Below are 11,825 nucleotides of genomic sequence, written 5' to 3'. Positions count from 1 at the left end.
GCCGTCAGGGGGTCGGTAGGTCCGGCAGGCCCGACGGGATCGCACCCGGTTCGGTCTTGGCCAGGGTGTCCTTCGTCCCGCCGTCCCAGGACACGACGACGGTCCTGCCGTCGTTGGACACGATGGACCCCATGGTGCGGTCGGTGTCGTCGTCGGCGCACTTCAGCGCCAGCATCACCTTGCCCATGTCCTTCACGGTGCCTGTGCAGGCACGCTGCTCGGTGACGAGCACGGCCTTCCCGGACGCGACGGACAGGACCACGGCCTTGCCGTCGGTCTTCCCTGCCCAGCCGCCCTCCAGCGCTGCGGCGTCGGCCTCGGGGCCGCCTCCGTCGCCGCCGGGAGCCCGACTGGACTTGGCGGCGTCGGGGCTGCCGTCCGGGTCGCTCTTCCTGCCGTCGCCGCCGCAGCCGGTCAGTGCTGCGGCGGTGACGAGTCCGGCGATGATTACGGCACCGGTACGTACGACTTTTCGCATGTGGAATTCCCCCTTGTCGGCAAAAGACCGCGCCAAGCTACCAGCGCGTGCCACCGGGATGGGCTGCCGAACTCGGGGTAGGCGGAGCCGAACAGGCGTCCTGTACGTCTATCTCTGCGTCCGGAACTGTAATCGTGGGAACACCCCGCGTGCACGTGCATCCGCTCATGCATCTGCTCATGCAGGGATAATTGAACAGAGCTATGATCCGAGACAGTTGACACTTGCACCTTGCAACTCGGGGAGCGTCCTGTGCACCACGTGTACAACGGCATGGCGGCCACAGAGCTTCGCGGAGTCGTCTGGCAGAAGAGCAGACACAGCAACTCCCAGGGATCCTGCGTGGAGTTCGCCAAACTGCCCGACGGAGATGTGGCGATGCGGAATTCACGCCACCCCGACGGGCCGGCCCTCGTCTATACGCCGGCCGAGATAGAGGCGCTGCTGCTCGGGGTGAAGGACGGGGAGTTCGACCACCTCATAGCGGGCGGCTGACCGCGTCCCGCAGGGCGCTGTCCGGCCACCCGTCGGCAGCCCACGCGGCCGCCGCACGGGTCACACGTCGTCGGACAGCCGGAACAGTGCCCAGACCACCTTGCCGCGCGGTGTCGCCGCGGTGTTCGGGTTGTCCGCTCCCAGCGGCGGAGAGGGGTGCCAGCCCCAGGAGTCGCTGAAGGACTCCACCAGGAAGAGGCCGCGGCCCGACTCCGCCGAGTCGGGAGCCTCGGAGGCCATGGGGCTCTCCTGACTGGGGTCGCGTACGGCGCACACCAGACGCGAGCTCCAGCGCATCAAGTGCAGCCGTACGGGAGGTTCCTGAGGCTCCGGTGCGGTGTCCGCGGGCAGGGCGTGCCGCAGCGCATTGGTCACGAGTTCGGAGACGACCAGTGCGACGTCGTCGAAGCGCTCGTCCAGCCCCCAGCCGCTCAGCGTCGCCCTGGTGAACTGCCGTGCCCCGCCTACGGATTCGTAGCGGGCGGGCAGGGTGCAGGTTGCCGATCCGGAGACGGCTGAGGGATCGATGGGGGGAAGCCCCTGCCGTAACGGCTCGAGCATCGTCGATCCATTCGTCCCCATGCGAGGCACTCCCGGGATTCGCGGCTGTATCGGTACTGCGGGGTACAGCGGCACAACACGAACGAGCACGCAGGTGCGCGAGGGCCATGGTTCCGAATGCGCAGGGCAGATGCAAGGGCAGATGCACGTGCACGCGCCTGACCTGTCCGAACCCGTGCCGGTTCTTGGTCATTTCTTCCTGCGTGTATTTTCGTAGCTTTCTGAGGGCCTTCTCATTTCCGTAATCGAATGAGTACGGGCTGAAGCGTTTTGATGGCAGAATCCGGCACTTGGGGTTCAGGGGGAGCCCCGGTGTCCAGGAAGCGATGGGGAGGATCGGACCAGTGGCGGCAGGCGAGTCGAGTGGATCTGTGGTGCGGCGCATCCTGCTGGGCTCGCAGCTCAGGCGGCTGCGCGACTCGCGCGGGATCACCCGCGAGGCGGCCGGCTACTCCATCCGGGCTTCCGAATCGAAGATCAGCCGCATGGAGTTGGGACGGGTGAGCTTCAAGGCCAGGGATGTCGAGGACCTGCTCACGCTCTACGGCGTCACGGACGAGGCGGAGCGCGACGCCCTGCTCGGCCTGGCCCGCGAGGCCAATGTGGCGGGCTGGTGGCACAGTTACGGAGATGTGCTGCCCGGGTGGTTCCAGACGTACATCGGTCTGGAGGGGGCGGCATCGCTCATCCGGGTCTACGAAGTCCAGTTCGTCCATGGCCTGTTGCAGACCGAGTCCTATGCGCACGCGGTCGTCAGCCGGGGCATGGGCGACGCCCCGGCCGTCGAGATCGACCGCCGGGTCGCGCTGCGGCTGGAGCGTCAGAAGGCCCTCGTCTCCGAACGCGCACCCCGTTTCCACGCCGTACTGGACGAGGCGGCGCTGCGCCGGCCGTACGGCGACCGTGAAGTGATGCGCGGACAATTGCGGCATCTGATCGAAATGTCGGAACAGCCCAACATCACTCTTCAAGTCATGCCCTTCAGTTTTGGCGGGCATGCAGGGGAGGGCGGTTCCTTTACGATGCTCCGATTCCCGGAATCCGATCTGTCGGACATTGTCTACCTGGAGCAGCTGACAAGTGCGCTCTATCTGGACAAGGCCGAAGAAGTCGCTCAGTACGAGAAGGCCATGGTGCGACTGCACGAGGACAGCCCCGGCCCCGAGGAGAGCCGCGATCTGCTCCGTGGTCTGCTCCAACTCATCTGATTCATCAGTACGATGACGGTTCGACGGGAGTCTGCACCTGAGTTAAGGGATCGCATGTCCTTCTTCTACGAGCTGGCCGACCAATACATCGACGGTGAGTGGCGGACCGGCACCGGCTCGTGGGACATCATTGATTTCAATCCCTATAACGGGGAGAAACTCGCCGCGATCACCATCGCGACCGCGCAGGAGGTCGACCTGGCCTACCGCGCCGCCGAGCGCGCCCAGCGGTCCTGGGCCACCACCGGCGCGTACGAGCGCCGCAGCGTCCTGGAACGCGCCCTGCGCATCACCGAGGAACTGCACGACGACATCGTCGAGGCGATTGTCGACGAGTTGGGCGGCACCCGCCTCAAGGCGGAGTACGAGGTGCGCGTCGCCAAGGAATTCCTGCGCGACGCGAGCCGGCACGCGCTACGCCCCTGGGGCCGCATCCTGCCCTCCCCGGTGGACGGCAAGGAGAACCGTCTCTTCCGGCAGCCCGTCGGCGTCATAGGGGTGATCAGCCCCTTCAACTTCCCCTTCCTGGTGACGATGAAGTCCGTCGCGCCGGCCCTCGCGCTCGGCAACGCGGTCGTCATCAAGCCCAACCAGAATGCCCCGGTCGTCGGCGGCGGGCTGATTGCCAAGATCTTCGAGGGCGCCGGGCTGCCCGCCGGACTGCTCAACATCCTGATCACCGATGTCGCCGAGATAGGGGACGCGTTCATCGAGCACCCCGTGCCCAAGGTGATCTCCTTCGCGGGCACGGACCGGGTCGGCCGCCACGTGGGCGCGATCGCGGCCGGACACTTCAAGCGGACGATCCTCGAACTCAGCGGCAACAGCGCCCTGGTGGTGATGGAGGACGCCGACATCGACTACGCGGTCGACGCGGCAGTCTTCAGCCGCTTCGTGTACCAGGGGCAGGTCTGCATGGCTGCCAACCGCATCCTGGTGGACCGCCGCGTCGAGCGGGAGTTCACCGAGAAGTTCACCGCCAGGGTGGCCGCGCTGCGCACCGGCGACCCGCGCGACCCGGAGACCCAGATCGGCCCGGTCATCAACACCTTCCAGGCCGACGCCCTGACCGCCCTGGTCGACCAGGCAGTCGCCGAGGGGGCCACCGCGCTCGTACGGGGCCGGACGCGCGGCAGTCTCGTCGAACCGACCGTGCTCACCGGGCTCCCCGAGGATTCCCCGCTGCTGTCCCAGGAGATATTCGGCCCGGTGGCGCTGCTGGTGACGTTCGACGGAGAGGACGATGCCGTACGGATCGCCAACGACACCCCGTACGGACTCAGCGGCGCCGTGCACACCCGCAGCACCGAACGCGGGGTGCGGTTCGCGCAGCGCGTCGTCAGCGGGATGTTCCACGTCAACGACTCCACCGTCCAGGACGATCCGCTGGTCGCCTTCGGGGGCGAGAAGTCCTCCGGGATCGGCCGGCTGAACGGCGAGGCGACCGTGGACGCCTTCACCACCCAGAAGTGGATGTCCATTCAGCACGGCCGGACCGCATTCCCCTTCTGACCACGATGGGTTGAGGACAGGAGCTGACCGCGAGGGTCCGTAGCTTGGTCGGTGTCAGGAAGAAACCGGCACGTTTCCCCAAGGCGGACATCATGGTCACTCACGTTCCCGCAGGAGCCCCCGGCGACGAGCGCGGCGCGCTCCTCTCCTTCGTCGAGGCGCAGCGCGGCGCGATCCGGCGCTCGCTCATCGGCCTGACCGAGGAGCAGGCGGCTAGCCGGCCCAGCGCCAGTGAACTCTCCCTCTCCGGGCTGCTCAAGCACGTCGCCGAGACCGAGCTGAACTGGCTGCGCCTCGCCCAGCAGCGCCCCAACGACAAGGCCCGCACCGAGGAGACCTGGGCGGACAGCTTCCGTCTCGTCGGGGACGAGACCGTCCCGCAGATGCTGGAGTTCTGGGCGAAGGTCGCGGCGGAGACCGAGGAGTTCATCCACTCGGTGGAGAGCATGAACGACACGTTCCCGCTGCCCGAGGCGCCCTGGTTCCCGAAGGACGGGAACTGCTCGATGCGCTGGCTGCTGGTCCATCTCGTCGAGGAGACCGCCCGGCACGCCGGGCACGCCGACATCATCCGGGAGTCCCTGGACGGTCGAACCGCGTTCGAGCTGGTCGCCGAGGCCGGGGGATACTCTAATCAAAGTTGAATAGAAAGGGTGCGTGACATGTCCGCGATCCGGCTGCTGGTCCTCTGCGCCGTGCGTCAGCACGGCCAAGCGCACGGCTATCAGGTCCGTAACGACCTGGAGTACTGGGGCGCTCACGAGTGGTCCAACGCCAAACCCGGGTCGGTGTACCACGCGCTGAAGCAGATGGCGAAGCAAGGGCTGCTGGTCGCCCATGAGACCGCCCCGAGTACGGCGGGCGGCCCGCCTCGTACCGAGTACGAGATCACCGAGCGGGGCAACGAGGAGTACCTCGCTCTGCTGCGCGCGGCGCTGACCTCGTACGACCAGAAGCTGGACGTGCTGTCGGCGGGCCTCGGTGGCATCGTCGACCTGGAGCGGTCCGAGGCGATCGCGCTGCTCAAGGAGCGGGTGGCCGGTCTCACGGCCTGGCGGGCCTCGGTCACCGAGTACTACACGCCGGAGGCCGGGCCCGAGTCGATCGGTCACATCGGCGAAATCATGAACATGTGGGTCCACTCGGCGGATGCCGGGGCCGAGTGGACGCGTGGGCTGATCGCCCGCATCGAGGGCGGGGCGTACGCCTTCGCGGGGGAGGGCGAACCCTTCGTCGGCGTGCTCGCCGAGGGGCAGGAGAACCCGTACGCGACGGGTGTCCACGACCCCGGCGACGACGAGTAATCAAGTTTGACGAATGGGGTCGGGGCGGTTACTTTCGATGCCACTAGTCAAGTTTGACTACGGGAGGGTGTGGCGATTTTGACCGACGCGATCGTTGTCGAAGGTGTGCACAAGCGATACGGGGAGAAGCGTGCCCTGGACGGCCTGGGCCTCACGGTCCGCCGCTCCACCGTCCATGCCGTGCTCGGCCCCAACGGCGCGGGCAAGACCACGGCCGTACGCATCCTGTCGACGCTGCTGCGGCACGACGAGGGGCGGGTCGAGGTGGCGGGGTTCGATGTACGGCAGCGGGCCGGAGAGGTCCGGCGCCGCATCGGGCTGCTCGGGCAGTACGCGGCGGTCGACGAGGAGCTCGGTGGTCGGCAGAACCTGGAGATGTTCGGCCGTCTGTACCACCTGGGCGTACGCCGAGCGGGTGCACGGGCGGACGAACTGCTGGCCCGCTTCGGGCTCGCGGACACCGGCCGCAAGCCGGTCAGGGAGTACAGCGGCGGCATGCGGCGACGGCTCGATCTCGCCGCCTCGCTGATCACCGACCCGGAGGTGCTCTTCCTGGACGAGCCGACCACCGGGCTCGACCCGCGCGGCCGGGCCGAGGTGTGGTCGGCGGTGCGCTCACTGGTGGGCGGCGGCACGACCGTACTGCTGACCACGCAGTATCTGGAGGAGGCCGATCAGTTGGCGGACCGGATCTCGGTGATCGACGCCGGGCGGGTGGCCGCCGAGGGGACGGCCGACGAGCTGAAGGCGATGGTGGCCGGGGACCGCATCGATGTCGTGGTCCGGGACGGTTCGCAACTGGCGGCCGCTGCACTGCTGTTGGGTGACGGCGCGGTCGTCGACGCGGACCGGCGGCTGATCGGGGCGCCGGCACCGGACCGGATGGCGACCCTGACCCGGACCGTGCGGGCGCTGGAGGAGGCGGGCATCGAGGCGGAGGACATCGCGGTGCGGCGCCCGACGCTGGACGAGGTCTTCCTCTCGCTGACCGACCGGAGGCCGGAGCGCGCGGAGGTGGCGGCGTGAGCGCGGTGAGCTGGGCGGTGTCCGACTCCTGGACGATGACGCGACGCGAACTGGCGCACTGGGCACGGCAGCCGGTGCGGATCGTCGTCGGCCTGGTCTTCCCCGTGATGCTGCTGCTGATGTTCAACTATCTGGTCGGCGGCGGGCAGGGCGTCGACGGCGACAACACCGAGTTCCTGGTGCCCGGCATGCTCGCGCTCACCATGGCCTTCGGCCTGGAGTCGACCATGCTCGCGGTCACCCAGGACCTCAACAAGGGCGTCATCGACCGGTTCCGTGCCATGCCGATGGTCTCCGGTTCGGTGCTGGTCGGCCGCAGTGTCGCGGACATGCTCCAGTCGGCCGCCGCGCTCGCGGTGATGACCGGTGTCGGATACGCGGTCGGCTGGCGCTGGCACCACGGCCCTGCCGCGGCGCTGGGGGCGCTGGGGCTGCTTCTGCTGCTGCGCTTCGCGATGCTGTGGATCGGCATCCAGTTGGCGCTGGTGGCCGGGAAGCCGGAGATGGTGCAGGCGGTACAGATCCTGGTCTGGCCGGTCGGCTTCCTCTCCAACGTCTTCGCCACCCCCGAGTCGATGCCGGGATGGCTGGGCGCGGCCGTCGAGTGGAACCCGATGTCGGCCACGGCCACGGCGGTACGCGGCCTGTTCGGCAACCCGGGCGGGCCCGGCGGCACCTGGGCGTCCGACCACGCCGAACTGCTGGCGGTGGCATGGCCGTTGGCATTGATCGCGGTGTTCTTCCCGCTGGCGGTGAGGAGGTTCGCCCGGATCGGCCGTTAGAAGGGTGCCCGCTCTCAGTGGTGGAAGGATGTCGCCGCCTGCTTGTCGTGGCTCAATGGGTGCGGCTGGCGGCGCAGGTCGGGCAGGATCAGCCGGAGGTCCTCGAGCAGCAGTTCGGCGAGGTCCGACGAGAAGCCGTTGCGGCACACCACCCGGAGCACCGACAGGTCCTGCCGGTTGGCGGGGAAGGTGTACGCGGGCACCAGCCAGCCCTGCTCACGCAGCCGGCGGGACACGTCGAAGACGTCGTACGCCTCCACGTCCGGCGCGGTCGTCAGCGCGAAGACGGGCAACTGGTCGCCCTGGGTGAGGAGCTGGAAGTCGCCGAGCTTCCCGATCTGCTGCGCCAGCGCGGTCGCGACGTCCCGGGAGGCCTGCTGAACGGCCCGGTAGCCCTCCCGGCCCAGCCGCAGGAAGGTGTAGTACTGCGCCACCACCTGGGCGCCGGGCCGGGAGAAGTTCAGCGCGAAGGTCGGCATGTCGCCGCCCAGGTAGTTGACCCGGAAGACCAGCTCCTCGGGCAGTTCGGCGGGCGAGCGCCACAGCGCCCAGCCGACCCCCGGGTAGACCAGGCCGTACTTGTGCCCGGAGGTGTTGATCGAGGAGACCCGGGGCAGCCGGAAGTCCCACACCAGGTCCTGGTCCAGGAACGGCGCCACCATCGCACCGGACGCCCCGTCCACATGGACGGGGATGTCCAGGCCGGTGCGCTCCTGAAGGGCGTCCAGGGCCGCGCAGAGCTCCGCGATCGGCTCGTAGGAACCGTCGAAGGTGGAGCCCAGGATGCCGACGACGCCGATGGTGTTCTCGTCGCAGAGATCGGCCGCGGCCTGCGGGTCGAGATGGAAGCGGTCGCCCTCCATCGGGACCAGCCGCGGCTCGACCTCCCAGAAGTTGCAGAACTTGTCCCAGCAGACCTGCACATTGATGCCCATGACCAGGTTCGGCCGGGCGGTCGCCGGGTAGCGGTCGGCGTTCCTGGCCGCCCAACGGCGTTTCAGGGCCAGGCCGGAGAGCATGCAGGCCTCGCTGGAACCGGTCGTCGAACAGCCCACGACGGTCGAGGGGTCGGGGGCGTTCCACAGATCGGCGAGCATCGCCACACACCGCCGCTCCAGCTCGGCGGTGCGCGGGTACTCGTCCTTGTCGATCATGTTCTTGTCGCGGCATTCGCCCATCAGCACCCCGGCCTGGGGCTCCATCCAGGTGGTGACGAAGGTGGCCAGGTTGAGCCGTGCGTTGCCGTCGAGCATCAGCTCGTCATGGACCAGGCCGTAGGCGATGGAGGGCGGCATCGGTCCGTCGGGAAGCCGGTGCCGGGGCGGCGCCGACTCCATTCCGGCGATCGGGTCGGCCTCTCCGTAGAACGGGTTGAGGGCGAGCCTGCGGCGCTTCTCGGACGGCTCCGTACCCTGGGGCGAACCTTTGTGGAGAGGCATCGGCGGACAGCCTTTCTCGGCTCTCGGCGGTCATCGTGACCCGCGACGGTCCTGTCGGTGTGCGGTGGTTCAGTTCTCGGCGGCGAGGCCGTCCTTGATGGCCCGGGTGAACTTCACGACCCGTTCGGCCTGGACCCGGGCGGCGGTCAGGGTCTGCACGCCGACCGGGATGTCGCCCTGCCCCGCGACGTGCGAAGTGCCGTACGGATTGCCGTCGACGAACTTCGACGGGTCCGTGTAGCCGGGGGCGACCAGGATGCCGCCGAAGTGGTGGATCGTGTGGTAGAGCGCGAGCAGCGTGGACTCCTGGCCGCCGTGCGCGGTACTGGTGGAGGTGAAGCCGCTGTAGACCTTGTCGGCGAGACGGCCCGCCTGCCAGAGGCTGCCGAGAGTGTCGATGAACTGTTTGAGCTGGGCGGTGACATTGCCGAACCGGGTCGGCGTACCGAAGATCACGGCGTCCGCCCAGATCATGTCGTCCTTCGACGCCTCGGCGATGTCCGCGGTCGCTTTCGCGTTGGCGGCCCAGGCCGGGTTGGAGTCGATGGCCGCCTGCGGGGCGAGCTCACCGGCCTTGCGCAGCCGCACCTCCGCACCGGCCTTCTCGGCGTCCTGCGCGATGGCCTTGGCCATCGCGGCGACGGTGCCGGTCGAGGAGTAGTAGATGACGGCGACGTTGACGGACGTGGGCATGGCGGAATCCTCCGGCAGGGCCTTACGGGATGTATCCATGTGAATCCATACGGATGTGACGATACGGAAAGCATGGGCATCCGGCGCGTCGAGCGACGGGGAGCGGGGGTCCGGCAAGAGGTCCGGTCCGGGCTCACCTCAGCGGCGTAGCTCACTATAACGATGTAAAAGCCGCATAACCTACCAAATAATGCCGGGGGTGGTGACGTTCGGGGCTTGTACCTCACGTCGCGTCAGGGTTCAGGCTCAGTACGTACCCGGAACGGAGAAGGGAGCGGGGAGTCGTGGACTACTCCGTGGGACAGGTCGCCGGATTCGCCGGAGTCACGGTGCGCACCCTGCATCACTACGACGGCATCGGACTGCTCTCGCCCGGCGGGCGCAGCCACGCGGGTCACCGCCGCTACGACGACGGTGACCTCGACCGGCTGCAGCAGATCCTGTTCTACCGGGAACTCGGTTTCCCGCTCGACGAGATCGCGGTACTGCTCGACGACCCGGACGCGGACCCGCAGGAGCATCTGCGGCGCCAGCACCGGCTGCTGTCCGACCGGATCGCCGAACTGCGAAAGATGGCCGCCGCCGTCGAAACAGCCATGGAGGCACGGAAGATGGGCATCAACCTCACGCCCGAGGAGAAGTTCGAGGTCTTCGGGGGCAAGGACCCCGAGGAGCACGCGGAGGAGGCCGAACGCCGTTGGGGCGGCACTGCCACGTACGCCGAGTCGCAGCGCCGGGTCGCCCGGTACACCAAGGACGACTGGAAGCGGATGCAGGCGGAGGTCGCCGACTGGAGTGCCGCCTACAACGCGCTCATGGAGGCCGGCGAACCGGCCACCGGGGAACGGGCGATGGACCTCGCCGAGGCTCACCGGCTCCACATCACCAAGTGGTTCTACGAGTGCACTCCCGAGATCCACCGGGGACTCGGTGAGATGTATGTGTCCGACCCGCAGTTCCGCGCGTACTACGAGTCGATGCGGCCGGGCCTGGCCGAGCACCTGCGGGACGCGATCGACGCCAACGCGGAGCGCCTGGCGTAGAGCTGTCATGGGGGTGGTGCGCGTCCCACCCCCATGGACCCGTCGCTCAGCTCCTGCTGATCACGGCGGCCGTGCCGTACGCGCACACCTCCGTGCCCACGTCGGCCGCCTCGGTCACATCGAAGCGCATCATCAGCACCGCGTTGGCACCCCGGGCCTTCGCCTGCTCGACGAGCCGTTCCATCGCCTGGTTACGGGTCTCGACGAGGGTCTTGGTCAGCCCCTTCAGTTCGCCGCCGATCATGGACTTCAGCCCGGCGCCGATCTGGCTGCCGAGGTGGCGGGAGCGCACGGTCAGGCCGAACACCTCACCGATCACCTGGGTCACCTGGTAGCCCGGTATGTCGTTCGTGGTGACGACCAGGACATCGGACTGGGCCGGCTGCCCGCCGCCGTATTCTTCAATGCCCATCGTGTGGTACCTCCTGGAGAAAGCTTTTGCCCCGGTTTGCCGGGGCGTACATCCTCGCACGGGCCACTGGAACCCGGGGACGTCATCCTGCGTTGATAGCTTTAGCGGCCACGCAGCCGCCATCGATCGATCCAGGAGCCCGGACCCTTGAATACGCTTGCGCTCGGACCGAGCTGGCTGGACCCGGACTATCTGATCAACACCTTCGGACTTCCCGGCGTCCTCCTCATTGTGTTCGCCGAGTCCGGACTGCTGATCGGTTTCTTCCTTCCCGGCGATTCCCTGTTGTTCACCACGGGTCTGCTGGTGACCACGGGCCAGCTGAAGTCTCCGCTCTGGCTGGTCTGCGTGCTGGTGGCGCTGGCGGCGATCATCGGCGACCAGGCGGGCTACCTCTTCGGCCGCAAGGTCGGGCCGTCGCTCTTCAAGCGCCCGGATTCCCGCCTCTTCAAGCAGGAGAACGTCGAGAAGGCCCACGAGTTCTTCGAGAAGTACGGACCGAAGTCGCTGATCCTGGCCCGCTTCGTGCCCATCGTGCGTACCTTCACGCCGATCATCGCCGGTGTGAGCCGGATGAACTACCGCTCGTTCATCACGTTCAACATCATCGGCGGTGTGCTCTGGGGCGTCGGGGTCACGCTGCTCGGCGCAGCCCTCGGCAAGATCGACTTCGTCCACGAGAACATCGAGGCGATGCTCATCCTGATCGTGCTCATCTCGGTGGTGCCGATCGCGATCGAGTTCCTGCGGGCCCGTTCCAAGTCGAAGAAGGAAGCGGCCGCGGGTGGCGACGAGGGCCATGGCCCGTCCGCCGGCCCGGCCTCCGGCCAGCGCGGCCGCCACGCCAAGCGCTGACCCGGAGCCGTACCGGC

14 protein-coding genes are annotated in these 11,825 nt (G+C 68.0%); 9 read left to right on the top strand and 5 right to left on the bottom strand.

Annotation, left to right across the window (positions count from 1 at the left end; genetic code table 11):
• Positions 1-4 precede the first annotated feature (4 nt).
• Positions 5-478 (bottom strand): hypothetical protein, encoded by a 474-nt coding sequence (locus GA0115254_RS03115; protein ID WP_093893705.1) that lies wholly within the window; start codon positions 476-478, stop codon positions 5-7.
• Between the two features lie 252 nt (positions 479-730).
• On the opposite strand from GA0115254_RS03115, the gene GA0115254_RS03110 reads away from it, so the two are divergent.
• The gene (locus GA0115254_RS03110; protein ID WP_037690973.1) at positions 731-973 is read left to right on the top strand and encodes a DUF397 domain-containing protein; all 243 of its coding nucleotides are present in this window, start codon (positions 731-733) and stop codon (positions 971-973) included.
• Positions 974-1,033: 60 nt separating this feature from the next.
• On the opposite strand, the gene GA0115254_RS03105 is transcribed toward GA0115254_RS03110, so the two are convergent.
• Complete coding sequence (locus GA0115254_RS03105) at positions 1,034-1,534, bottom strand: ATP-binding protein (RefSeq protein WP_093893704.1); 501 nt, start codon at positions 1,532-1,534, stop codon at positions 1,034-1,036.
• Positions 1,535-1,860: 326 nt separating this feature from the next.
• Between GA0115254_RS03105 and GA0115254_RS03100 the strand changes: the two genes are divergently transcribed.
• From GA0115254_RS03100 to GA0115254_RS03075, 6 genes are all read left to right on the top strand, one after another.
• Entirely contained in the window at positions 1,861-2,742 is an 882-nt protein-coding gene (locus tag GA0115254_RS03100) for a helix-turn-helix domain-containing protein (RefSeq protein WP_093893703.1), read from the top strand.
• Positions 2,743-2,796: 54 nt separating this feature from the next.
• The gene (locus tag GA0115254_RS03095; RefSeq protein WP_093893702.1) at positions 2,797-4,254 is read left to right on the top strand and encodes an aldehyde dehydrogenase family protein; all 1,458 of its coding nucleotides are present in this window, start codon (positions 2,797-2,799) and stop codon (positions 4,252-4,254) included.
• Positions 4,255-4,346: 92 nt separating this feature from the next.
• On the top strand, positions 4,347-4,898 hold the full coding sequence (locus tag GA0115254_RS03090; protein ID WP_093893746.1) for a DinB family protein: 552 nt from the start codon (positions 4,347-4,349) through the stop codon (positions 4,896-4,898).
• Between the two features lie 18 nt (positions 4,899-4,916).
• Positions 4,917-5,558 (top strand): PadR family transcriptional regulator, encoded by a 642-nt coding sequence (locus GA0115254_RS03085; RefSeq protein WP_093893701.1) that lies wholly within the window; start codon positions 4,917-4,919, stop codon positions 5,556-5,558.
• 78 nt (positions 5,559-5,636) lie between these two features.
• Complete coding sequence (locus GA0115254_RS03080; protein WP_093893700.1) at positions 5,637-6,584, top strand: ATP-binding cassette domain-containing protein; 948 nt, start codon at positions 5,637-5,639, stop codon at positions 6,582-6,584.
• Between the two features lie 35 nt (positions 6,585-6,619).
• Positions 6,620-7,366: an ABC transporter permease gene (locus GA0115254_RS03075; protein ID WP_093893745.1), complete on the top strand. Its 747-nt coding sequence runs from the start codon at positions 6,620-6,622 to the stop codon at positions 7,364-7,366.
• A gap of 14 nt (positions 7,367-7,380) precedes the next feature.
• Here GA0115254_RS03075 and GA0115254_RS03070 read toward each other — a convergent pair whose 3' ends face one another.
• Both GA0115254_RS03070 and wrbA read right to left on the bottom strand, forming a co-directional pair.
• A complete protein-coding gene (locus GA0115254_RS03070; RefSeq protein WP_093893699.1) occupies positions 7,381-8,805 on the bottom strand; it encodes a glutamate decarboxylase in 1,425 nt (474 codons plus the stop codon).
• Positions 8,806-8,874: 69 nt separating this feature from the next.
• Positions 8,875-9,498: an NAD(P)H:quinone oxidoreductase gene (wrbA, locus tag GA0115254_RS03065; protein ID WP_093893698.1), complete on the bottom strand. Its 624-nt coding sequence runs from the start codon at positions 9,496-9,498 to the stop codon at positions 8,875-8,877.
• A 284-nt stretch (positions 9,499-9,782) separates the two neighbouring features.
• Between wrbA and GA0115254_RS03060 the strand changes: the two genes are divergently transcribed.
• Positions 9,783-10,541, top strand: coding sequence for a MerR family transcriptional regulator (locus GA0115254_RS03060; RefSeq protein WP_093893697.1), 759 nt, complete (start codon positions 9,783-9,785; stop codon positions 10,539-10,541).
• Positions 10,542-10,587: 46 nt separating this feature from the next.
• On the opposite strand, the gene GA0115254_RS03055 is transcribed toward GA0115254_RS03060, so the two are convergent.
• Positions 10,588-10,953, bottom strand: coding sequence for a YbjQ family protein (locus GA0115254_RS03055; protein WP_093893696.1), 366 nt, complete (start codon positions 10,951-10,953; stop codon positions 10,588-10,590).
• Between the two features lie 147 nt (positions 10,954-11,100).
• Here GA0115254_RS03055 and GA0115254_RS03050 point away from each other — a divergent pair, with 147 nt between their 5' ends.
• Positions 11,101-11,808: a DedA family protein gene (locus GA0115254_RS03050; protein ID WP_093893695.1), complete on the top strand. Its 708-nt coding sequence runs from the start codon at positions 11,101-11,103 to the stop codon at positions 11,806-11,808.
• Positions 11,809-11,825 lie beyond the last annotated feature (17 nt).

It is taken from the genome of Streptomyces sp. Ncost-T10-10d (assembly GCF_900091955.1).
Lineage (GTDB): Bacteria > Actinomycetota > Actinomycetes > Streptomycetales > Streptomycetaceae > Streptomyces.
The sequence above is the reverse complement of the archived record's forward strand: the minus strand, read 5'-3'. Positions and strand labels throughout refer to the sequence as shown.

Bases quoted from the DNA above. Each gene is read 5' to 3' on its own strand.
- GA0115254_RS03115 (WP_093893705.1), bottom strand. From the start codon at position 478: ATGCGAAAAGTCGTACGTACCGGTGCCGTAATCATCGCCGGACTCGTC.
- GA0115254_RS03105 (WP_093893704.1), bottom strand. From the start codon at position 1,534: ATGCTCGAGCCGTTACGGCAGGGGCTTCCCCCCATCGATCCCTCAGCC.
- GA0115254_RS03100 (WP_093893703.1), top strand. From the start codon at position 1,861: ATGGGGAGGATCGGACCAGTGGCGGCAGGCGAGTCGAGTGGATCTGTG.
- GA0115254_RS03095 (WP_093893702.1), top strand. From the start codon at position 2,797: ATGTCCTTCTTCTACGAGCTGGCCGACCAATACATCGACGGTGAGTGG.
- GA0115254_RS03090 (WP_093893746.1), top strand. From the start codon at position 4,347: ATGGTCACTCACGTTCCCGCAGGAGCCCCCGGCGACGAGCGCGGCGCG.
- GA0115254_RS03085 (WP_093893701.1), top strand. From the start codon at position 4,917: ATGTCCGCGATCCGGCTGCTGGTCCTCTGCGCCGTGCGTCAGCACGGC.
- GA0115254_RS03075 (WP_093893745.1), top strand. From the start codon at position 6,620: ATGACGCGACGCGAACTGGCGCACTGGGCACGGCAGCCGGTGCGGATC.
- GA0115254_RS03070 (WP_093893699.1), bottom strand. From the start codon at position 8,805: ATGCCTCTCCACAAAGGTTCGCCCCAGGGTACGGAGCCGTCCGAGAAG.
- wrbA (WP_093893698.1), bottom strand. From the start codon at position 9,498: ATGCCCACGTCCGTCAACGTCGCCGTCATCTACTACTCCTCGACCGGC.
- GA0115254_RS03055 (WP_093893696.1), bottom strand. From the start codon at position 10,953: ATGGGCATTGAAGAATACGGCGGCGGGCAGCCGGCCCAGTCCGATGTC.